The organism is Haloferax sp. YSSS75 (genome assembly GCF_046764215.1).
In the GTDB taxonomy this organism is placed as follows: domain Archaea; phylum Halobacteriota; class Halobacteria; order Halobacteriales; family Haloferacaceae; genus Haloferax.
In genome coordinates, this window is record NZ_CP177206.1 from 2279144 (window position 1) to 2299728 (window position 20585).

At 60.5% G+C, this 20585-nt stretch carries 21 protein-coding genes; 9 read left to right on the forward strand and 12 right to left on the reverse strand.

Annotated elements, in window-relative coordinates; genetic code table 11:
* Positions 1-190: 190 nt before the first annotated feature.
* Positions 191-1504 carry an NAD(P)/FAD-dependent oxidoreductase gene (locus ACK3R5_RS12055; RefSeq protein ID WP_411967113.1) on the reverse strand — a complete coding sequence of 438 codons (1314 nt, stop codon included), beginning with the start codon at positions 1502-1504 and terminating at the stop codon, positions 191-193.
* A gap of 96 nt (positions 1505-1600) precedes the next feature.
* On the opposite strand from ACK3R5_RS12055, the gene ACK3R5_RS12060 reads away from it, so the two are divergent.
* The 3 genes from ACK3R5_RS12060 (at position 1601) to ACK3R5_RS12070 (ending at position 4922) form a co-directional block, all read left to right on the forward strand.
* Positions 1601-3349 (forward strand): histidine kinase N-terminal 7TM domain-containing protein, encoded by a 1749-nt coding sequence (locus ACK3R5_RS12060; protein WP_411967114.1) that lies wholly within the window; start codon positions 1601-1603, stop codon positions 3347-3349.
* Positions 3350-3406: 57 nt separating this feature from the next.
* Positions 3407-4288 carry a homoserine kinase gene (locus ACK3R5_RS12065; RefSeq protein WP_411967115.1) on the forward strand — a complete coding sequence of 294 codons (882 nt, stop codon included), beginning with the start codon at positions 3407-3409 and terminating at the stop codon, positions 4286-4288.
* Positions 4289-4421: 133 nt separating this feature from the next.
* On the forward strand, positions 4422-4922 hold the full coding sequence (locus ACK3R5_RS12070; RefSeq protein WP_411967116.1) for a universal stress protein: 501 nt from the start codon (positions 4422-4424) through the stop codon (positions 4920-4922).
* A gap of 91 nt (positions 4923-5013) precedes the next feature.
* On the opposite strand, the gene pdxS is transcribed toward ACK3R5_RS12070, so the two are convergent.
* Positions 5014-5922: a pyridoxal 5'-phosphate synthase lyase subunit PdxS gene (gene pdxS / locus ACK3R5_RS12075; protein ID WP_411964301.1), complete on the reverse strand. Its 909-nt coding sequence runs from the start codon at positions 5920-5922 to the stop codon at positions 5014-5016.
* Positions 5923-6045: 123 nt separating this feature from the next.
* On the opposite strand from pdxS, the gene ACK3R5_RS12080 reads away from it, so the two are divergent.
* Both ACK3R5_RS12080 and ACK3R5_RS12085 read left to right on the forward strand, forming a co-directional pair.
* Positions 6046-6783 carry a DUF1405 domain-containing protein gene (locus ACK3R5_RS12080; protein ID WP_411967117.1) on the forward strand — a complete coding sequence of 246 codons (738 nt, stop codon included), beginning with the start codon at positions 6046-6048 and terminating at the stop codon, positions 6781-6783.
* A 57-nt stretch (positions 6784-6840) separates the two neighbouring features.
* On the forward strand, positions 6841-7896 hold the full coding sequence (locus ACK3R5_RS12085) for a hypothetical protein (protein ID WP_411967118.1): 1056 nt from the start codon (positions 6841-6843) through the stop codon (positions 7894-7896).
* A gap of 270 nt (positions 7897-8166) precedes the next feature.
* Here the strand turns inward: ACK3R5_RS12085 and ACK3R5_RS12090 are convergent, their stop codons facing one another.
* Together ACK3R5_RS12090 and ACK3R5_RS12095 are read right to left on the reverse strand one after the other, a co-directional pair.
* Positions 8167-8403: a DUF4242 domain-containing protein gene (locus tag ACK3R5_RS12090; RefSeq protein ID WP_411964304.1), complete on the reverse strand. Its 237-nt coding sequence runs from the start codon at positions 8401-8403 to the stop codon at positions 8167-8169.
* Positions 8404-8734: 331 nt separating this feature from the next.
* On the reverse strand, positions 8735-9664 hold the full coding sequence (locus ACK3R5_RS12095) for a DUF6293 family protein (protein ID WP_411967119.1): 930 nt from the start codon (positions 9662-9664) through the stop codon (positions 8735-8737).
* 235 nt (positions 9665-9899) lie between these two features.
* Between ACK3R5_RS12095 and ACK3R5_RS12100 the strand changes: the two genes are divergently transcribed.
* Both ACK3R5_RS12100 and ACK3R5_RS12105 read left to right on the forward strand, forming a co-directional pair.
* A complete protein-coding gene (locus ACK3R5_RS12100) occupies positions 9900-10634 on the forward strand; it encodes a hypothetical protein (RefSeq protein WP_411967120.1) in 735 nt (244 codons plus the stop codon).
* Between the two features lie 133 nt (positions 10635-10767).
* Positions 10768-11454 (forward strand): hypothetical protein, encoded by a 687-nt coding sequence (locus tag ACK3R5_RS12105; protein ID WP_411967121.1) that lies wholly within the window; start codon positions 10768-10770, stop codon positions 11452-11454.
* A gap of 27 nt (positions 11455-11481) precedes the next feature.
* Here the strand turns inward: ACK3R5_RS12105 and ACK3R5_RS12110 are convergent, their stop codons facing one another.
* The 8 genes from ACK3R5_RS12110 to ACK3R5_RS12145 form a co-directional block, all read right to left on the reverse strand.
* Positions 11482-12570 (reverse strand): type I restriction enzyme HsdR N-terminal domain-containing protein, encoded by a 1089-nt coding sequence (locus tag ACK3R5_RS12110; RefSeq protein ID WP_411967122.1) that lies wholly within the window; start codon positions 12568-12570, stop codon positions 11482-11484.
* A gap of 89 nt (positions 12571-12659) precedes the next feature.
* A complete protein-coding gene (locus ACK3R5_RS12115; protein ID WP_411967123.1) occupies positions 12660-13790 on the reverse strand; it encodes a putative sulfate/molybdate transporter in 1131 nt (376 codons plus the stop codon).
* Between the two features lie 142 nt (positions 13791-13932).
* Positions 13933-14505 carry a cysteine hydrolase family protein gene (locus ACK3R5_RS12120; protein WP_411967124.1) on the reverse strand — a complete coding sequence of 191 codons (573 nt, stop codon included), beginning with the start codon at positions 14503-14505 and terminating at the stop codon, positions 13933-13935.
* A complete protein-coding gene (locus ACK3R5_RS12125) occupies positions 14505-15323 on the reverse strand; it encodes a YqcI/YcgG family protein (RefSeq protein ID WP_411967125.1) in 819 nt (272 codons plus the stop codon). Before ACK3R5_RS12125 ends, ACK3R5_RS12120 begins: the two co-directional genes overlap by 1 nt.
* Before the next feature lie 92 nt (positions 15324-15415).
* Positions 15416-15889 carry an N-acetyltransferase family protein gene (locus ACK3R5_RS12130; protein WP_411967126.1) on the reverse strand — a complete coding sequence of 158 codons (474 nt, stop codon included), beginning with the start codon at positions 15887-15889 and terminating at the stop codon, positions 15416-15418.
* A gap of 66 nt (positions 15890-15955) precedes the next feature.
* The gene (locus ACK3R5_RS12135; protein WP_411964310.1) at positions 15956-16240 is read right to left on the reverse strand and encodes an amphi-Trp domain-containing protein; all 285 of its coding nucleotides are present in this window, start codon (positions 16238-16240) and stop codon (positions 15956-15958) included.
* Positions 16241-16316: 76 nt separating this feature from the next.
* Positions 16317-17816 (reverse strand): sodium:solute symporter family protein, encoded by a 1500-nt coding sequence (locus ACK3R5_RS12140; RefSeq protein ID WP_411964311.1) that lies wholly within the window; start codon positions 17814-17816, stop codon positions 16317-16319.
* Entirely contained in the window at positions 17816-18031 is a 216-nt protein-coding gene (locus ACK3R5_RS12145) for a DUF3311 domain-containing protein (RefSeq protein ID WP_411967127.1), read from the reverse strand. The genes ACK3R5_RS12140 and ACK3R5_RS12145 overlap by 1 nt, the downstream gene beginning before the upstream one ends.
* Before the next feature lie 228 nt (positions 18032-18259).
* Here ACK3R5_RS12145 and ACK3R5_RS12150 point away from each other — a divergent pair, with 228 nt between their 5' ends.
* Together ACK3R5_RS12150 and dnaG are read left to right on the forward strand one after the other, a co-directional pair.
* On the forward strand, positions 18260-19003 hold the full coding sequence (locus ACK3R5_RS12150) for a sugar phosphate isomerase/epimerase family protein (RefSeq protein WP_411967128.1): 744 nt from the start codon (positions 18260-18262) through the stop codon (positions 19001-19003).
* 169 nt (positions 19004-19172) lie between these two features.
* Positions 19173-20531, forward strand: a complete 1359-nt coding sequence (gene dnaG, locus ACK3R5_RS12155; RefSeq protein WP_411964314.1) for a DNA primase DnaG — start codon at positions 19173-19175, stop codon at positions 20529-20531.
* Positions 20532-20585: the final 54 nt, after the last annotated feature.

Genomic DNA, 20585 nt, shown 5'->3' on the forward strand with positions numbered 1-20585 from the left:
CAGTCGCCATCACGATTCCACATTCTCGGCAGATGTGGAGGGTATTCTTATCCCCCATGACACATGGTACACTGTGTCACAGGATAAACTCGATTAAAACTGGACCGCGTTGCTGCTGACTATATAGACCATCTCGTCAAGACGGTATTATCTCCACTTCGGTGGGATATTCGAGAACGTCTGCCTCGGGTCAGAGACGCTCGTCGATTCGGTCGGCGACTTCGTATCCGGCGACGATACCGCCGTTGAGCGAGCGCTCTGGGTACTGTGCTTCGGAGGCCATCCCGGCGTAGTAGACACCCTCGGCGACGTCGTCAGCGAGGTCGTACGGGACGACGAGGTCGAGATAGCCGCGTTCGTACACCGGCCCGGCACGCGGATTGCGGGCGATTTTGAACTCCTCGACCACGGAGCGGTCGAAGTCGGGGAACATGTCCTCGATTTCGTCGAACCAGACGCCCTCGACTTCCTCGTCCGACATCTGCCAGAGGTCTTCCTCCGGTCCCTGAACGTAACTGGCGACGTAGAGCAGGTGGTCGCCGCCGTACTTCTCGGGCGGGACGAAGTTCGTGTGTTCGATGAGCGACCCGAAGGGCGCGTCGTGGGCGATGTTGAGCCAGTAGGTGTCCATCAGCGACTCCGACATCGTCGCGAGTCCGCAGACCGCACCCTGAAAGTCGATTTCGCACTCGAACCCGGTCAGGTCTTCGAGGACGTTCGGCATCGTCGCGACGACGACGGAATCCACCTCGTGGACTTCCGTTCCGTCCTCCGTTTCGACCGTAATCGACTCGACGTCGCCGTCTTCGGTGTCGAGTGCGGCGACGCGCGACCCGGTCTGGATGTTCTCGTGGCCGACTGCCTCCACGAGTGCGTCGATGAGCGGTGCGAATCCTCCGTCGAAGTAGCCGAGCAGTTCGCCGCGAAGCAGGTCACGCTCGCCGCGGAAGCGAACGCGCCCGAGGAACCACGCCGCCGACACGTCGTGTTTTCGCTCGCCGAACTTGCCGTCGAGAAGCGGGTCCACGAAGTTGTCGTAGACGCCGCGCGTCGTGTGTTCGACGACGAACTCCTCGATTGGCGTGTGTTCGAACTCCGCGAGTTCTTCGTACGCGTCGAAGTCGGGGATGCCGCCGCGCACGTCGATGCCGAGGGTGAGCATGCCGAGGCGGAACTTGTCGTAGAGGCTCATGTGCGGGTAGGCCGCGATTTGCCACGCCGTGTCGAGTGGGTGGACGACGCCGTCGACGTAGTAAGCGTTCTTGCCGATGCGCCACTCCAACTCGTCGCCGAGGCCGAGTTCCTCCGCGAGTTCGACGATGGTCTCTTCGGACTTCGAGAGGTGGTGGTAGTACCGCTCGATGTCGTCGCCGTTCGTCTCGTAGGTTGCCGCGAGGCCACCCAGTGAGTCGGACGCCTCGAAGACCCGAACCTCGTGACCCTGGTTTCGGAGTCGGTGCGCCGCGGCGAGGCCCGCGATGCCGCCGCCGACGATACCTATCATAGCCCGGGGTTCGAGATGCGTCGGAAAGTCCTTTCTGATTGGCCCGTCTGAGCGAGCGACGGTGGGAATTTTAACCCCCCTCTACTCACACCCTGCATGCACGGTGCGCCCCACTGGCAGGTCACACCCTACACGATTCCGCTCGGGGTCGGTGCGGGCCTCTTCGTCCTTCTCGCCGTCTACTTACTCCGACGGCAGACGGAGCGGAGACTCGTCCCCGGCGCGACGCTCGGAGCGCTATTGCTGTTAGCGTCTGGCCTCTGGATGGGAATGTACGCCTTCGAACTCTCCCGCACGGACTTCGCGGCCAAGGTGGTGTCGAACCAACTCGGCTACCTCGGCATCGCACCACTGCCGCTGTTGTGGTTCGCGTACGTGATTCGGCACGCTGGCCTCGAACCACTGCCACGAGAGGCGTGGGCGGCGCTCGGGACAGTGCCCGTCGCCATCGTCGCCCTCGTCTTCACGAATCAGTGGCACGGACTCATCTGGAAGGACCTGTGGCTCTCTGACCAGAGTGGCTACGTCATGCTCGTCAACGAGCACAACGTGGCGTTTCTCGGCTTCATCATCTACGCGTACGTCCTCATCCTCGTCGCCCTCGCCGTCCTGATTCGGACCCTGCTTCACACCGACGGCATCTATCGGAAACAGACAATCGGCTTGCTCGTCGGCGGGTTGGTTCCCGCGGTTGGCGGCGTCGTCTACGTCGCCGGCGCGAGTCCCGTCCCGGGATTGAACCTTCCCGCACTGGCGTTCTCGCTCACGTCGACGGCCGTCGCGTGGAGCGTCTTTCGCCACCGACTGTTCACCGTCGTCCCCATCGCGTGGGAGTCGGCCGTCGAGTCGATGCACGGCGCGGCCATCGTCCTCGACGGAGACGACGCCGTCCTCGATGCGAATCCGTCGGGTGAGGAGATTCTGGACCGACCCCTCGCCGATTCGTACGGCTTGGCCGCAGAGACTGTCCTGCCGGACGGTATCGTGGCCGCCATCGACACCACGGCCACCGCAGACGACACCCGGAACACAGACGAGACGGTGACACTCGACGGCGACAACCACCTGCTGGTGTACACCACACCACTCGGCGAGGACGCGACGACGACTGGAACGCTCGTCCTCGTGCGCGACATCACTGCCCGGAAAGAACGCGAACACCAACTTCAGCGGCAGAACGAGCGCCTCGAAGAGTTTGCCTCGGTGGTCTCACACGACTTGCGAAATCCGTTGACCGTCGCCCGTGGGTACCTCGAACTCGCTGCGGAGACGGGCGACGACGAGTACTTCCACCGCGTCGAAGATGCTCACGACCGGATGGAGGCGATTATCGAAGACCTGCTCACGCTCGCCCGACAGGGTGAGACGCTCACCGACGTTTCGCCCGTTTCCCTCTCTACCGTCGTGTTCGAGGCGTGGGACGGTGTCGCCGTCGCAGACGCGACGCTCGACGTACATGCCGACATCGTCGTCGTCGCCGACAGAAGTCGTCTCCGACAACTCTTCGAGAACCTGTTTCGGAACTCGGTGGAACATGGCTCCACAGGCCGTCAGAATGGGGACGACGACCACGTCGCTATCGTCGTTGGGTCCCTCGACGACGGCTTCTACGTCGAGGACGACGGTCCCGGCGTCCCCGAATCGGAGCGTGAAAACGTGTTCGAACGCGGGTTCACGACGCACGAAGACGGGACGGGGTTGGGCCTCCCAATCGTCAAGTCGGTTGCCGAAGCACACGGGTGGTCTGTGACACTCACGTCGTCGCCGTCAGGGGGCGCTCGGTTCGAGTTCACCGGTGTCGAGACGACTCCGTCGGACGACGAGACAGTCGAGACGACGGACTGAGACCCGTCTGCTTCGACGTTCGCCACATTTTTATCTGCGATACGGCAACTGCGGGGCATGGTTACGGTCCGCGCACCCGCAACGAGCGCCAATCTCGGAAGTGGGTTCGACGTCTTCGGTGTGGCCCTCGACCGCCCGGCAGACGTCGTTCACGTCGAGCGAGCGGACCGCACGACAATCGAGGTGACAGGCGTCGGAAGCCAGTACATCCCGACGAACCCCGACCAGAACGTCGTCGGCGCCGTCGCCGAAGCACTCGACGCCCCGGCCCACATCCGCATCGACAAGGGCGTCCGCCCGTCGTCTGGCCTCGGGTCCTCGGCCGCGAGTTCCGCCGGTGCCGCCCTCGCGCTGAACGAACTGTACGACCGAGGCCTCTCTCGGGAAGAACTCGTCCCCGTCGCCGCGGAGGGCGAGGCAGTCGTCTCCGGCGAGGCCCACGCCGACAACGTCGCCCCCGCGCTCCTCGGTGGGTTCACCGTCGCCACCGACGAGGGCGTCACCACCGTCGATGCCGACATCCCACTGGTCGCGTGCCTCCCCGAGATAGCCGTCTCGACGCGCGATGCGCGCCGAGTCGTCCCGGAGACTGCGACCATGGAAGAACTCGTCCACACCGTCGGCCGCGCGGCGACGCTCTCGGTCGGAATGTGCCGTCGCGACCCGAAACTTGTCGGTGCCGGGATGGACGAACGAATCGTCACGCCGGCGCGTGCAAAACTCATCACCGGATACGACGAAGTTCGGACCGCGGCATTCGACGCCGGGGCCGACGGCGTGACAGTCTCCGGCGCTGGCCCGGCGGTACTCGCAGTCTGTGGGACTCACGCTCGAACACGGGTCGCCGCCGCGATGGTCGAAGCGTTCGACGACGCCGGTGTGGCCGCGCGTGCCTACAAGACTCGCGTCGGGAGTGGCGCAGAAGTATTTGGCATCTGAACGGTATCGAGACATTCACACACATACTCGTTCTCGCAGAATTCGAAGGTTTGAGCGTCCGTAACTAATACACACGGGGCATGTTAGCACGATTCCGAGAAGACTTTTCTCATATAGACGATAATTTCGATGTATGAACCGAGCACTCGTCGTCGTGACTCCGGACGAGCGGTCGAATCGAATCATCCGCGAGGCCGGACAGTACGCCGCCGGTAGCGGGGGAGAACTCATCATCCTCACAATCCTCCCCGAAGAGGACTTCGAGCGGACGCGTTCGGCCCTCGCCAACGTCGGGTCGCCAGACGTCGTCTACGGCCTCGACCAGGCCCTCGAATCGGCCACACGCAAAGCCAAACGTCTCGCCCGTGAGGAACTCGACGGACTCGACGTCGACTACCGCATCGTCGCCGACATCGGCCCGAAAGTCGACACCGTGTTGGAGACTGCTCAGTGGGAGGCGTGCGACCACCTGTTCGTCGCTGGTCGCCGCCGCTCACCCGCCGGGAAACTCCTCACCCGCGACCTGACGCAGACGTTGATGCTGAAGTTCGACGGCCCTGTGACCGTTCTCCTCGGTGAAGAGGCCGAAGACGACGTCGAAGCGGAACGGAAGAAAGCACCAACCTCTGCGTAGTCGGAGTGCACGCTGTCGGCGTTGACGGTGTCGGAGACAGGTGGGGAATCGCTCGAACAGAGAACGCGTAGAAGACGTCGGCGGTGTCGGCTTAGACGCCGCGGCCCTGGAGTTTCTCTTCGTCGGGCATGTCGACGTTCGACTCGCCCTTCATGCCTTTCCCGACGCCGGAAGCGATTTCGGCGAGTTTCTCTGGGTCGTCCCAGTTGTTGACCGCTTCGACGACTGCTCTCCCCATCGTCTCTGGGTCTTCGGCACCGAAGATACCGGACCCGACGAAGATACCGTCACACTCGTGGTACATCATGAGCGCGGCGTCGGCGGGCGTCGCGATGCCGCCGGCGGCGAAGTTGACGACCGGAAGGCGGCCCATCTCCGCCGTCTCGTGGACGAGTTCTGCCGGCGCTTCGTGCTCGCGTGCCCACTTCTCGCGTTCGTCGAATTTCAGTCCCGTGAGGGTCCGAATCTGGTTCTTGATGGTGCGCTGGTGGGTGACCGCCTGGTTCACGTCGCCCGTACCGGCCTCACCCTTCGTGCGAATCATCGCAGCACCCTCGTTGATGCGGCGGAGGGCCTCGGGGAGGTTCCGTGCACCGCAGACGAACGGGGCGGTGAAGTCGCGTTTGTCGATATGGTAGTCGTTGTCCGCTGGCGTGAGCACCTCGCTCTCGTCGACCATGTCGACGCCGACTGCTTCGAGAATCTGCGCTTCGGTGTAGTGACCGATTCGGGCCTTTCCCATCACCGGAATCGAGACGGCGTCGATGATTTCTTCGACCTTCTCGGGGTCGGCCATCCGCGAGACGCCACCACGCTTGCGAATGTCCGCCGGTACCGCCTCCAGTGACATGACGGCGACTGCACCGACTTCCTCTGCAATCTTCGCCTGTTCCGCGTTGACGACGTCCATGATGACGCCGCCTTTCTGCATCTGCGCGAACCCGCGCTTGACCAGTTCGGTCCCGCGTCGGAGTTCCTCGAGGTCGGTCTCCTCTGGCATATCGTGGGCTTGCGACTGGGTGTACTTAAGCAGTCTCTTCCGTCCGTCAGTCGTTCTCACTCGGCAGCACCTGCCATGGGTGAGACCGGCATCGCTTTCACGTCCCCTCACTTTCGCGTGGGTATGGACGCGGTGACGCGATTACGCCGACTACTCGACGACCCCAGACGACTCTTCGTCGACGACGAACTCCCGGCGACGACAGACCTCCCCCGTTGGCTGAGTCCGCTCCCCGAATGGCTGGAGAACTTCGGCCTCAACATCGCGTGGGTGGTCGTCGTCATCAACCTCGTCGGCACCGCATTCGGCTTCTGGTACTACGGGTTTCAGTTCAGCATCGAACCGGCCGTGATGTGGCCGTTCGTCCCCGATAGCCCCGTCGCGACGCTCTTTATCGCCCTCTCGCTCGCCCTCTGGAAGCTCGGCCGGTCGAACGAGTACCTCAACGCCCTCGCGTTCTTCGGGTGTCTCAAACTCGGCCTGTGGACGCCGTACGTCCTGCTCGCGTTCAAGAGCGACTTCTCGTATCTCCACTGGGCGATGTACAACTTCCTCTTTTGGAGTCACCTCGCCATGGTCGTCGAGGCGTTTCTCATCCAACGGTACGCGAAGTTCCCCACGCTCGCTATCTTCGTCGCCGTCGCCTGGTACGGGTTCAACGACGTCGTCGACTACTTCGTTCCACTCGTCGGGACGCCACACCACACGCTCATCCCGGCCGAACCGATTCTCGACGGCGTCGTCCAGCACGTCGCACCCGCCCACGAACTCGCCGCCGCAGGCGCAGTCGTGTTGACGCTCACCGCGACGTTCCTCGCGTTCGCAACCCGTGTCGAGAAGGTCGAACGCGGCGGCGTCTGAGTCGTCGTCGCCACCGTCACACACGCTTTTCCCTCGCGGTGTCCAAGTTGTGCCTCGATGAACACCTTCGAGCGCGTGGCAGACCTGCCGCTGACCGTCGAGTCCGTCTCTCGTGACCGCCGTGAGAGCGACACGTCGAGTGGGTTCCTCCGCAAGACGACCATCGTCTCGTTCTCCGGCGACGGGGAAGTCGGACACGGCGAAGACGTGACCTACGACGCCGAAGACCACGACGCACTCGCAGACACCCCCGACGACGTGTTCGGAATCAAGGGGTCCTACGACTCGTTTTCCGACTTCTCGGCCGCACTCGACGACATCGACCTCTTTCCGACGAAAGACCCCGAACGCGAGACGTCCAGACACTACCGTCGGTGGGCGCTGGAATCCGCTGGTCTCGACCTTGCACTCCGCCAGAATGGCACTGACCTCGCCACCGCAGTTGGCCGCGAACGCGACCCGGTTCGGTTCGTCGTGAGTACCCGCCTCGGCGACCCACCGTCTGCTGACCGCGTGGAGATGCTGCTCGAACGCGACCCGAACTGCGAGTTCAAACTCGACCCCACGTCCGAGTGGGACGACGAACTCGTCGCATCACTCGCCGCCCACGACTGCGTCCGGATTCTCGACCTGAAAGGCAAGTACGAAGGGACAGACGTGGACCAAGCACCCGACCCAGAACTCTACGAACGAGTCGTCTCGGGGTTCCCCGACGCTGTCGTCGAAGACCCGGCGTTCACAGACGAGACGCGACCGCTGTTCGACGGCCACGAAGCACGCGTCTCGTGGGACTACCCGATTACGGGCGTCGAGTCCGTCGAGGCACTCCCGTTCGAACCCTCGTGGCTAAACGTCAAGCCCTCGCGGTTCGGCACCGTCCAGTCGCTCTTCGACACCATCGACTACGCCGACGAGCGTGGGATGTCGCTCTACGGCGGCGGTCAGTTCGAACTCGGCGTCGGCCGTGACCACATCCAACTGCTCGCGTCGGTGTTCTACCCGGGCGGGCCGAACGACGTCGCACCGAGTGGGTACAACCTCCCCGACCCGCCGGCGGACCTCGCTGTGAGTCCGTTGGAACCGTCCGACGACCCGTCGGGTCTGGAGTTCTGAGCACCAAAATGGGGTAGGGGGGAGAGGAGAGGGGCAGTGTACAGGACGGGCAAACAGACGACTGGCATCGTCACCGCGTCGGACACGAGTCACTCGGCGATGCCGTGGCCGGTTCACCCAACAGGAGAGTGGTCAGAGAGGGCATTAACAAACGCGCGGGGTGGGTCGACCGACACACTGCCCCCATAGATTCAAATACTGAAAAGCGACCCGAGCGACCCCTCTCGGTCGTCGTCGAAAAATCCGTCACAAAACGAGCGTTACCCGGTTTTACTTGCCTTCGTTGACCTCGTATATCTCGTCGGCTTCGAGTCCGTGGGCCTCTCTGTGGACTTTCGCCCCGGCCTCTTTGTTCGGTGCTTCGAAGAGGCAGAACACCGCACCGTCTTTCTCGTCTACCCAATAGCGTTTGTAATCGACGCCATACTTCTTCTGAGTCTCGAGGTCAGCCTTGTGCGCCTCGGCGACGTCCGCGGCAGTCCCCTCCACGTTCCTGTGTACGTCCATGTATAGTGGCATGGCCGGTAGACAATAGCACTCGTAGCACGATAATCATTTCTAATTATTTATCTGAATATTCTGATAATTGTTATCGAGCCTCGATTAGGCTGAATTGTGGAGTTTCAATCAAAAAATTACATATCAGTAACTCAGTACTTTATCAGAGTTGGTGTCGAACAGCCACTCGAACAGACTGCGACACTGCGTGGCTACAACGTCGGCCGGTGCCCCTCTACTGTCCCGTAGGTTTATCAGATGAGAGGGGACCAGACTCCACAGACTCGTGTGGACTGGTACGTACGTCGTCGGAGAAGCTCACGCCGTTGGTTCCGTCGTCTCACTCGCCGTCGCTATCGGCGTGGGCGCGAACCCACAACTCGCCGATGCGGGAGAGTCGCGTCCGGTAGGACTTCCCGCGTTCTTCCTGTTCGATGTAGCCTTTCCCGCCCGGTCCGAGACGGTCCACGTTGTAGATGACCTTCGACCGGAAGGAGTCGGTGTACTCCTCGTTCATCTCCCGAGCGAGTGCCTCCGCGAGTTCCGACACCGACCCGAACTCGCCGTGTTCGCCCAGTTTGAACAGGATGACCTCCTCGAACGGTTTGACGTTCGAGAAGGAGGCGACGGGGAGTTCGACGATGTGTCGTTCGCCGATTTGCTTCGCGCCGATGGTCGTCCCGCGTTCGTCGAACTCCGAGAGGAGGTCGGAAGTGGCGTCGAGGCGTTCGCGGATGCGCTCGGCGTCGATTTTACCGGATTCGAGGAGGTCCTGCAGGAGAGCACGCTCGGTCCGCAACTCCTCGGCGAGTTCGGTCTCCAGATACTTCTCGGGGGCGGTGTAGTAGGTGTGGATACGGTCTCTGTCGGCCTGTCGCTCCACCATGATGGAGTGGGCGGCGGTGGCGAAGGCGAACGAGACGGGGCGCGGCATGGCGCTCACGTTGACCCACACCTCTCCGGGTTCGTCGCCGTCGCTTCGCATCTCGTCGTCGGCGTCGAGTTCCGCGTTGATGAGGTCGTAGGCCTGCTCGAACGCGGCGTCGTAGTCGTAGACGTCGTCGAGGACGACGCGTACGGTCTCCGCGCCCAGCAGGTTCTCGAAGTCCTTCTCCAACTTGCCGGAGAGGTTCTTCGAGTACTCGACGTTCGCCTCGCTCCCGACGGCACCCTCCAAGAGGATGACGCGGTCCACGTCCAACTGATCGCGGATGAGTGGCGCGATGAGTCGGTCGTAGTCGAACCCGACGGGAACGATGTGCGTCTGCATACGTGGTACGTGGGTACGGTGCTTATAAAAAGCACCAGTTCCCTTACCGTTGAACAACACATCGAGGATGTGCGTCCCCGCGCCGTCTCGGATTTCGTGAGATACAGCGGGGGAGTATCACATAGAGGTTGCGGGTGGTTGAACTTCTGGAGAAACTTTTCACTACCAAACCGGGGACGTCGAAATGCCACTAAACAAGAGGAACATATTTTTCAGTTGGACTGACAGTAACGATATGGTAGAATTATCGGTTCTACTCAATGCCCTTGCTTTGTTTGTTCCCGCCATGATTGGTGTGTCGGGAAGTTACTACATTTATCGGACAAGACAGAATGACTTAGAAGAAAACCTAAGAACTGCATTTCTCGCAGAAATGGAGGGCGTTGAGTATTTGGATATGTGGCCCGAGACGAACTACACCGTACCCACCTACAATTTCCTCTCATTGTCAGTTTATGAATCAAACTCGGACAGTCTGGGTGTCCTCACTAACGAGGAAGTCGAGGCTATCGTTCAGTATTATACTCGGGCAAAGTCTGTTCAAGACTTACTCCGGTTACACTCCGATATCGTGGTTCAGACCAAAGGATTCATGGAATCAGATACCGGGTTATCCAAGCGAAAAAAGGGAGTCCGGAAGTCTATTGATAGGTTAGAACTTGCAAGACAGAGAGCAATCAACCATATTAGAAGCGCCAGAAATAAAGAGGAACTACCAAAAGAAGGCATGTCTGTCTCATCGACAAGTTCTGGCATAGAGAAAGACGAAACCTTACTTCTCGATTATGGGTTTGCAGAGAGGACAACCGGTGAAGACACGGTGATTACAACCAAAGGAGAGCGCTTCTTCGATGGCGATGTTATGCTTACAGGATTAGAGAAGGAGAGAGATATTCTCGACCGCGACAAACACCCAACTATTAGAAAATTTGAGAGACTGTGGGAGTGGCTTGTTTCAACTCTCCTGTAGTCAGGAAAGGGTATCGAGGTTTTAATGCAATTTTGAAACCGAGGACGACGAGAAACGAGAGATTGTACAGAGTAAGAGTAGTTCGAGGAATGTGTTTTTAATCCAAGGGGTTGTGCAAACGTACATACGAAAGATGGACAGTCAACAATATCGGCACATTCTGTACTATTCACCGTCGCATATTGAGCAACTATTTGTCGACAGGATTGGCGAAGAAACAGAGGTCGTAGAAGAAACAGAGACACGCTTTTCTCAGAGACTGGTGGCTGGCCTGAATGTGTTGATAAATGGGAGTGTCGAAGGAAAGCACCAGACGCGAAAAAGCGTCATGAAATCAGTCAACCAAAGCAAAGAACACATACAGACCAAGAAGGTCGTCAATGATTTACTTCAAGATGAGACTATCCCTCGAATCAAGGAGATAGATTTGGATGACATCTCTCCTCTCTATCGATTTTCTTGTGAATGTCAAACCTTACCGCGTGAGAAAGACGAGTATAGCGACTCAAAATTACTGGAGGTAGTTGGGAAAGAGGGAGATATCAAATTCAGGGGTATTACTTCGTTAGAAAACTGGAGTTCGCTCAGTGATACGCTCATGTCTGTTAGAAACGACATTCCGTATCCATTGAATGGAATTGTCCAGCTACGCGATGTCAACGAACAGATGGTACGAGAAGTTGAGAGTGGGTGGGAACTCGAACGGGCAGACTGTGATGTGAATTTCGTATTCATTTGCCAGCCAGACAGAGATGAAGTGCAAAAATGGTGGAACAGGAGAGACCTGTTGGGGGAGTACTACGAACGGAAATCCGATTGAGAAGTAGACCAACACCTGCGAAATCTTTCACCAGCCTATTCCAAATTCGACCTCAAGACCGAGCTCGTCAACTAACCTCTCCAAAGTGCGCTTTTTCGTAACCTTGTCCATGTGTGTGTCGAGATAGTATCCACCGCTCAACTCGCGATAGAACCTCATTGCTTGTTCGTCGTGTGGTGAGGAGGGTTGGTCGTTGATAATCGCCTTCTCTCTACCGGGGATATATGGCATTGGCTCAATCTTTGAAATTAAGTTCTGATGTTCAACGAGATAGCTTACAGCTTCTGCCATCACATCAGATTGGTTGTCGTTTCCAAATGCTGCAATCGTATTCCCCTCGCTCAGAATCTTGATTACGTATTCACCGGAAGCATCCGCTGTGATTTCAGGAATATGTGACTTATTGCTTGATTCATCTTGTATCTTTGATGAAACGGGGCCGTCTGAATCGATCTCGGATTCAATATCCTGGATAAGCCTATCAATCATCTCCTTGGCCTGTGGTTCAGCTGGGGAAGAAATTGCGTCCGAGACGGTGCTAGCTAATAGTTCCACTATTTCGGAAGCCAAACCATCCTTCTCTGCTTCAAGAATCTGACGAGCTTCTCGCAATTCGTTAATACGACCAAGAATTTTACTCGATTCACCCGACCCGATAGCCTCCTTATTGAAAGCCCTCAAAACCGCGAGTCGTTTTGGAAGTTCCTCAAGATCAACATCGCCAACCTTCTGAACATTCACGTTCGACGCAGTTACACGACGCTGATAGAACCGGTAGGCCTTCCCATTGGTCAGAATACCGTAGTTGACGTTTTTGTTCGTCATGTACGACGAAAGCTGTTCTTCATGCTTCGTGGTCAAGGGAGTATCTGCTCCTTTTGCTTCGAGAAATGCGACAGGCGTTCCTTCTAGAATCAAAGCATAATCAACCTTGTAGGTACGTCCAAACGCTTCAACAGAATACTCTAATTGTGTATCCGTAGGTATCTCCCAATCAAGTAGATCAATAAACTCTCTTAGCACGGCAGCCTTCGTGTTGGCTTCATCCATCTGCGGTGAGGACTCTATAATGGACTGAGTGTGTTCGACGTACTCTCTCACCGCTTCTCGCTTCATAATTATCTTCAGAATGTTCAGGCCATTGTTATCAATGTAACCGATTCACGGAGTCGGGGCACAGATGAGCGAACCGAAGCGGTCGCTTATCAACCCAACCAACTGAACCGAACCAGCGATCGCCCGGCACCCAACCGCTCCCACACCAACCACACCACGATTCCCACGACGAACGCCACAGCCAGATTCACAGCAACGCCCAGAACACCAATTCCAACGACCAGCACGTACTCCTCAGTCGCTCGGAGACTCGTTCGGGCGAGTTGCAGGGCGATAATCGCCAGCACGACGCCGAGCATCGCCACGGGGAAGGCGGCGACGAGTTCGATGGCGACGAGGGCCGCGAGCAGGTAGCCGACACCCAGAATCACGTTCGCCGCGGCGGTGCGAGCGCCGAAGGCGTACTTGCCGGCGACGCCGCCACTGCCGTGGCACATCGGGAACGCGCCGAATGGGACGGCGGCGAGGTTCATCACGCCCATGCTGCTGGCGAGTTCGTCGGCCGAGATATCCCGGTCGAAGTAGTCGGTCATCAACACCGACGTGGCCAACGCGGCGTTGCCGACGGTCATCGCAATCTGGGCGGACGCCGCCTCGAACGCCGGCATGGCGAGTCCCGACGAGGAGAGGAGAAAGAGGCCATCGAGCGACGGGAGCGTCGGCGTCGGGACGCCGGTGTGGAAGACGCCGATGCCGCCGCCGACGGCGAGCACTGCGAGGGCACTCAGATTCACCCGTCCGAGAGCGATTGCGGCGAGGGCGATGACCGCCGCGACGCCGGCCAATGGGAGGTTCGAAAGTCCGAGCGAGAGGCCAGTGTCGAGCAAGACGAGGGCGACGCCGAACTGGATGCCGCGGACGACGGGCGAACCGATGTATCTGCTCACTCTGCCGAGGGAGTTGGTCCGGCCGATACCGAGGAGAACGACGCCGAGGAAGAGTCCGGCGACGAGCGCTTCGGCAACCGAAACCGTGCCGGCGAGGACGAGCGCCGCCAGCGCTTTCATCGGTTCGACGGACATCGGGGCCGCGTAGTAAAGGCCCCAGACGACCTGAAAGATACCGAACCAGAGGAGGACGAACGTCAGCGAGAGGTCTGTGAGGACGGTGAGTGCAACGACGATAGGGAGGACCGTAACCGAATCTCCTACTGCTCCCGTGAACTCGTTCCACGCGAAGTCGGGAGCGAGATTGTCTCGATACGGAAACGAGGCACCCATGTCTACCAGATTTTGGTCCGAGAATAAATGCATTTGCGTAACGACAACCCCGAACGCATCGGAGATTCGAAACCGTTCGTGGTTACCCAAGACATTCGTCTCGCGACTCGTCTGGTGTGGTCACCGCCTGCGAAAAGCCACCTCACTCGCCGCGTGCGTCTACCACGTCGGCCGTCTCGACGATGGTCGCGAACTCGCCGTGGAGGTGCGCCAGCGCCGTCCGGTGCATCTCCTCGGCGCTGTAGCGGGTTCCGTCGTATCCGTCTCGGTCGAACGTCGCAACCGCGTCCGCGGGGAGGAACACCTCGAACCCGAGGTTCTCGGCCATCCGCGTCGTCGTCGAGACGCAGTGGTCCGTCGTGAGTCCGCAGACGACGAGCGTCGTGTAGTCGCGGTCACGAAGCCACGATTCGAGGCCGGTGCCGACGAACCCGCTGTTGACGTGTTTGGTGAAGACGACTTCGCCATCGACGGGTTCGGCCTCCGGTTTCCAGTCGAATCCTTCGGCGTCGCGCCGGAGTGGGGACTCCGGTTCCGTCGAGTCGTGTCGGACGTGAACCACGGGGGCGTCTGCCTCGCGCCACGTCGCCAGCAGGTCTGCGACGCGTGCTTCCATCTCGGGATTGTTCCGGTCGCCCCACGCGTCGTCGTCGAACCCGACTTGCATGTCGATACAGACGAGGACGGCGTCTGCAGGGAGTTCGAAGTCGGCCATCAGTCGTCTGCCGGCGACATGGTCCTGTCCGCCGACGCGAGGGGAACCTTCGGGTGGTCACGCGTGATGCGAATCGGGCACTCGTCGGGGGCCTGTGACTCGTCAGACGAGAACATATACTGCGGCCACTCGCGGTCACCCTCGACGCCCCAGTCACCGAGGTCAGCGTGCGGGCAGACGCCGTCGTACGCCTCGATGCGCCCTTGGATGACGTCACGGGCTTTCTGCCCCGCCTCGGTGTCGGCGGTGATGCCGTCGAACAGCGAGCGAGGTTGGAACGTGATTTCGAGGCCCCACGGGCAGTAGCGACTCAGACGCTCGTCGTAGAAGGGAGCGCGTGTCGTCGGGAAGATGGGTTCGCCGCCGAAGGAGAACTCCCACGTCGAGTCGTCAGGGTCCGTCGGGATGTCTTCGGGCCACGGTTCCGGGTCGTGGACGTGGAGGAACTGGAGGACGTGCCACAGGCGTTCGTGGTAGTCGGCCTCCGTCAGGTCCGCTGCGGGCGGTTTGAAGAAGGCGACGAGCGACGCCGCCTCCGAGTAGTCGCGGTAGACGTCGAGATACTCGACGAGCGTGTCGCGGAGGGCGAGCAGTGCGTCTTTGTCGGTCACCGAGTCGACGAAGGTGTAGAGGGCGTCGCCGTTTCGCTCGGATTCGACGCCGAAGTAACACGGGAAGGGGGCGCCGTCGTTCTCGCCGAGCATCGTCTCGCGGAACGTCTCGTAGTGCTTCTCCGCCCACTCGGGGAGGGACCCGTCGGCCAGACGCCGGCGGAGCACGTCCTGCTCCATGAGCACCTGGTGACCCGACTCGTTCATGTCCGGGGGGTTAGCGTGGACAGATTTGAGGGTTCGGGTTTACTGGTCGAATCGCCCCGCTGGACCGACGTGACTGCCCGACGACTGACGGGTCACAGTGGGCGGTCCATCTTGACGTATCGCGTCTCGTAGCCCATCGACTCGTAACACGACTGGGCGGCGTCGTTGCGGGCGTGGACGCTCAGCGAGACGCGACGGCACCCACGTTCTCTGCCCCACTCGTGTGCCCGTTCGAGGAGTGACGTTCCGAGTCCCTCCCCTCGTGCGTCGGGAGCGACGTAAAGGTCGTTCACCTTCGCCATCGCATCGCGGGCGAAGACTGGCGGCGAGTCGGAATACGAGACGGTCGTATACCCGACCAGTCGCTCGCCTTCTTCGGCGACGAACGTTTCGACGTCGTCGTCAGTGAGTTGCTCCCGACGATAGTCGATTGCGTGGGCGCGAACGGCTACGTCCTCGGCCAGTGCGTCGTACTCGTCGATTTCGGCCATCTCTTCGGCGAACGGAAGCCACAGGTCGTCGACGAGTGCGGGGACGTCGCGCTCGGTAATCGGTCGGATACGCATCGATACGTGTTGACTCAGATACGTGTCAAAAAGATATCTGAATGTGCGTCCGGGGGCGACGCCGTGTTATTCGATTTGTAAGTCGCCGCCGGCCTCACCGTCGCCACCGTCTTCGTCCCACTCCAGTTCGAACTCGACGCTCAGTTCACCGGGTTGACCGGTCGGACCTTCGCGTTCGGCCTTCACTTCGAACGTCGGTGACGCCGGCGGGTCCATCGTCACCGACTGCGACCCGGCTTTCAGCGTAATCGGTTCGCCCGCGTCGAGTTTGTCGGCAATTGCTCGGAGGTACGAGGCGATTTCCGCTCGACTCTGTCGTCCTTCGGATTTGAACAGAACTTCTTCAGGCATGTCTCGACTATCGGGACACAACGGAATAAGTCTCCCCTCGGTCAGAGGTGAGGGTCGGGGGTTCGGATGACCGCTCTCAGTCGGCGCGCAATCCCTCGGAGAACCGACTCTGGTTCTCTCCGGGTGCCGCGACGGTCAGGGCGGAGACGCCGAGCGTCAGGATGGCCGACAGTGCCATCCCCCACAGAGCGAAGTCCCACGTGAGATACGTCGCTCCGAGGACGGTGAGACCACCGATTTCGAACGACGGGAGGAAGACGTGGGCGAGGTAGAACACCTGCCCGCCGACGATGCCGGCGAACATACCAGAGCGCGTGGTCTTGGCCCAGTAGAGCGCGATGATGACGGGCAGTGCCATCTGTGCGAACCCACCGAAAGCCGTGTCGCCGACTTCGATGAGCGTCCCGGGCCGGAACAGACTGGCGACGAACGTCAGCGTCGCGAAGAGGGCGACGCCGATGCGGGCAATCCACGCCTCTCGGGACTCCGAGAGCGAGGCGTCCACGAACGGCCGGTAGAGGTCACGGGTGAAGTACGACGACCCGGAGAGGAGCATCGAGTCGGACGACGACATCATCGCGGCCATCGCGCCGGCGACGACGAGTGCAGCGAACCAGACGGGAGTGTACTCGTTGAGGAGCACCGGCAGGACGTTCGCCCCTTCGGGGACGGTGATGCCGAGGCCTGCCGCCCACGTCCCGAGGATGAACGCGGGGACGAAAAGCAGGACGACCAGCACGGGCCAGAGGGCGAACGACCGTTTGAGGACTTCACCCGACTTCGCGACGAAGAACCGCTGGTTGATCTGGGGGAACATCGCCACACCGAACGCGATGGTGACGGCGGTAGAGATGATGAACTGTGGCGAGTAGAGGCCGCCACCGAGGGCGAGGAACTCCGGTTTGTTGGTCGCCAGCGCGTTCGAGAGCGCACTTGGTCCGCCTGCGGCGGTGGCGACCCATCCGACTGCAAGCCAGACGACGCCGAGCATGAAGAGGCCCTGCAGCGTGTCGGTCCACGCGACGCCGCGGAGGCCCGCGATGACGACGTAGGCAATCATGAACACCGTGATGCCGGCGGCACCGGCCCAGTAGGGAACGATACCGTTGGTCAGGCCGACGATAGCCTCGCCGGCACCCATCTGTTGGAGCATCACATACGGGAAGAGCCAAAAGAGACTGACGCCCGCGACGAGGGCGCGGAGGCGCTTCGATCCGAAGCGGTCACCGAGCATCTCGCCGAGCGTCACGTAGCCGTGGGCCTTCCCGACCAGCCACTGCTTGTAGCCGACGACGTACCAGAGGATAGCGAAGAGGACGCCGTCCATGACGCCCATCACGAGAATCCACTCGGGGCCGGCGCGGTACGCGAGGTCAGGGCCACCGAAGAAGGTAAACGCGGACAGGAGCGTCGCGAACGTCGTAAACAGCAGGACGACGGTTCCGATAGAGCGCCCGGCGAGGTAGTAGTCTTCGGCCTCTCTACTCGTGAGACGGTAGGCGAGGAGGCCGACAGCGAGTGCGACGACCAGATACAGGCCGACGACACCGAGTTGAATCCCGAGTGCGGAGACCATCAGTGGACCCCCTCTACGATACCGCGGTCCCACGCTCGTCGGGTGAACAGGTGGAACACGACAGCGGTCAGTAGCATCCATCCGATGTGCCACCAGAGCCACAGCGGCAGGCCGGCGAATACACGGCTATCGCCCCAGAGGAACCACGGGACTGCGAACGTTACGAGGACTGCGAACACCAAAATCCAGCCGTAGTCGATACGCGTTCTCGTCATCTCTTGGAGACGATAGTTAACATTAGAACGTAAATCTTACTCTATTGACCTACGTTGCATCTAATTGAAGAATATATTTCTTCAATAGTGGCCTGCGAACTTCTGTGACCACTCATACGACACGGAACAATAGTCGCTCAATCGAACGTGGGGCGGTACCCAACCGGGACACCGCGTGAATTCGCCGCCCCCGGAAGGGTTTCCACCCTCGACACCGAGGTGACAGGTATGGACTTCGGTATTCAACTCTACTCGCTTCGGACGCTCGACGAATCGACGGGGACGCTGGTCGAACGCGCCGCAGACGCCGGATTCGACGGGGTGGAGTTCGCGGGCGTCGACGACGACGAACGCACGCGGATGGCCCTCTCGAACACCGGTCTCGCTGCACCCTCGGCACACGTAGACATCGAGACACTCGAATCCGACCTCGACGCAGTCTGTGAACGATACGGGTCACTCGGCGTGGAGACACTCGTCGTCCCCTACCTTCCCCCAGAAGCGTTCGCCGACGCCGACACGGTCGACGAGACTGCACACCGACTCGACGACCTGACGGCCCGGTGTGACGACAGGGGCGTTAGACTCCTCTACCACAACCACGACCACGAACTCCAGATGGTCGACGGTGAACCAGCGCTCGACCGACTCGCAGACGAGTCTGGCGTCGGATTCGAACTCGACCTGGCGTGGCTACTGGCCGCCGGATACGACCCGACCGAGTATCTCGACCGGTACGCCGACCGGACGCCTATCGTCCACCTGAAAGACGTGGTGCTCGATGCCGACGCCGAACGCGGTGGCCGTCCCGTCGGACTCGGCGACGGCGAGTTGGCTATCGACGCCTGTCTCGACGCGGCGCGCGACGGGTTCGTCGAGTGGGTCGTCGTCGAACACGACTTCCCCGACGACCCCGACGAATTCTGCCGCGCTTCTGGAGAGTACGTCGCCACGCGACGCTCAGAAAACTAGCGGAGAACCGAACCGGAACCGAAACGAGGCGTCGTCACCGAACGCGCTCGATTCGTCGGCCACGATAGATATTTCCCTCGGGCGCGACTTATATAAACACGTTCGTGGGTTCCACCCATGACAGCATCACTATCACCACATCATCACCTCCCTCGGGAGGATTTCACCAATGGACGACACTGCAAAATATCTCATCCACGCTTCCATCTCCGCCGACGGGGTTGTCGAACGGAGCGACGTCGTCGGAGCCATCTTCGGCCAGACCGAGGGCCTCCTCGGCGACGACCTCGACCTCCGTGACCTCCAACAATCATCGAAAGTCGGTCGGATAGACGTACAGATAGATTCCGAAAACGGCCACTCGTTCGGTCAGATGACCATCGCGAGTAGTCTCGACAAAGTCGAGACGGCCATTCTCGCCGCCTCACTGGAGACGCTCACCCGCGTCGGCCCGTGTCAGGCGGTCATCGAAATCACGAACATCGAAGACGTGCGCGAGGCCAAACGCCGGATGGTCGTCGAACGCGCCAAGGAACTGCTCACGGATTCGTTCGACGACACCGTGATGACCTCGACGGAGATTCTCGAAGAGGTCAAAGAGAGCGTTCGCGTCGAAGACATCACCGAGTATCACGGCCTCCCGGCGGGCCCGCGCGTGGCAGACTCCGACGCCATCATCGTCGTCGAGGGTCGCGCCGACGTACTGACGCTCCTCCGCTACGGCATCAAGAACGCCATCGCCGTCGAGGGGACGAACGTCCCCGACGACGTGGCGTCGCTCACCCAAGAGCGCACCGTCACGGCGTTCTTAGACGGTGACCGCGGCGGCGAACTCATCCTCCGCGAACTCTCGCAGGTCGGGGACGTCGACTACGTCGCCTTCGCACCCGAAGACCAGTCCGTCGAGGACCTCGGCCGCGGTGCGATTATCCGCGCGCTTCGGAACAAAGTTCCCTTCTCGTCACTGCCGGACGACGGCGACTTCCAGTCTGCCGTCGCCGCCGCCAGTGAGAGAGGCGGTGTTGCGTCGGACCCTCGTCCGGAGTCGCCGACGACTGACGCGTCGTCGACTCCACCCGCAGAGACACCCACCGATGCGGTCAGCGAGACGAGTTCCGACAACGGCAGTACCGTCACGGTCGAAAAGACGGTCGAAGCGGAGACCGACCCCGACGTCTTCGGGGAGTCGAGCGTCGACGCAGTCACCGAAGCGGTCGAACAGGTCCAACAGACCCGGTCGCTCTCGGACCACGTCCGCGAGACCATCGCAGACGAGAGCGGACTCGCACGCTTACTCGACTCGGACCTCGGCTTGCTCGACGAGGTTGCCGTCGAGAAGATATACGACACGCTCGAACAGACCAGCCCTGCTCCACGACTCGTCGTGGTCGACGGCGAAGCGAGTCAGAAACTCATCGACATCGCGGCCCAACGCGGTGTCGGTGACGTCGTCGCTCGGTCGGCGGGCGAATACGTGAAGAAACCGGTTAGCGTCCGCGTCAGGACCGCAGACCAACTGCTGACGTAAACAGCGCTCCGCCTTCTCGTCGCTCGTCTCGTCTCATTCCTCAGCAGTCGTTGC

Coding starts and splice junctions, on each gene's coding strand:
- ACK3R5_RS12145 (WP_411967127.1), bottom strand. CDS start 18,031: ATGACGAGAACGCGTATCGACTACGGCTGGATTTTGGTGTTCGCAGTC.
- ACK3R5_RS12140 (WP_411964311.1), bottom strand. CDS start 17,816: ATGGTCTCCGCACTCGGGATTCAACTCGGTGTCGTCGGCCTGTATCTG.
- pdxS (WP_411964301.1), bottom strand. CDS start 5,922: ATGCCAGAGGAGACCGACCTCGAGGAACTCCGACGCGGGACCGAACTG.
- ACK3R5_RS12130 (WP_411967126.1), bottom strand. CDS start 15,889: ATGCGTATCCGACCGATTACCGAGCGCGACGTCCCCGCACTCGTCGAC.
- ACK3R5_RS12090 (WP_411964304.1), bottom strand. CDS start 8,403: ATGGACGTACACAGGAACGTGGAGGGGACTGCCGCGGACGTCGCCGAG.
- ACK3R5_RS12125 (WP_411967125.1), bottom strand. CDS start 15,323: ATGAACGAGTCGGGTCACCAGGTGCTCATGGAGCAGGACGTGCTCCGC.
- ACK3R5_RS12100 (WP_411967120.1), top strand. CDS start 9,900: ATGGTAGAATTATCGGTTCTACTCAATGCCCTTGCTTTGTTTGTTCCC.
- ACK3R5_RS12135 (WP_411964310.1), bottom strand. CDS start 16,240: ATGCCTGAAGAAGTTCTGTTCAAATCCGAAGGACGACAGAGTCGAGCG.
- ACK3R5_RS12105 (WP_411967121.1), top strand. CDS start 10,768: ATGGACAGTCAACAATATCGGCACATTCTGTACTATTCACCGTCGCAT.
- ACK3R5_RS12065 (WP_411967115.1), top strand. CDS start 3,407: ATGGTTACGGTCCGCGCACCCGCAACGAGCGCCAATCTCGGAAGTGGG.
- ACK3R5_RS12060 (WP_411967114.1), top strand. CDS start 1,601: ATGCACGGTGCGCCCCACTGGCAGGTCACACCCTACACGATTCCGCTC.
- ACK3R5_RS12150 (WP_411967128.1), top strand. CDS start 18,260: ATGGACTTCGGTATTCAACTCTACTCGCTTCGGACGCTCGACGAATCG.
- ACK3R5_RS12120 (WP_411967124.1), bottom strand. CDS start 14,505: ATGGCCGACTTCGAACTCCCTGCAGACGCCGTCCTCGTCTGTATCGAC.
- ACK3R5_RS12085 (WP_411967118.1), top strand. CDS start 6,841: ATGAACACCTTCGAGCGCGTGGCAGACCTGCCGCTGACCGTCGAGTCC.
- ACK3R5_RS12095 (WP_411967119.1), bottom strand. CDS start 9,664: ATGCAGACGCACATCGTTCCCGTCGGGTTCGACTACGACCGACTCATC.
- ACK3R5_RS12080 (WP_411967117.1), top strand. CDS start 6,046: ATGGACGCGGTGACGCGATTACGCCGACTACTCGACGACCCCAGACGA.
- ACK3R5_RS12055 (WP_411967113.1), bottom strand. CDS start 1,504: ATGATAGGTATCGTCGGCGGCGGCATCGCGGGCCTCGCCGCGGCGCAC.
- ACK3R5_RS12070 (WP_411967116.1), top strand. CDS start 4,422: ATGAACCGAGCACTCGTCGTCGTGACTCCGGACGAGCGGTCGAATCGA.
- ACK3R5_RS12115 (WP_411967123.1), bottom strand. CDS start 13,790: ATGGGTGCCTCGTTTCCGTATCGAGACAATCTCGCTCCCGACTTCGCG.
- dnaG (WP_411964314.1), top strand. CDS start 19,173: ATGGACGACACTGCAAAATATCTCATCCACGCTTCCATCTCCGCCGAC.
- ACK3R5_RS12110 (WP_411967122.1), bottom strand. CDS start 12,570: ATGAAGCGAGAAGCGGTGAGAGAGTACGTCGAACACACTCAGTCCATT.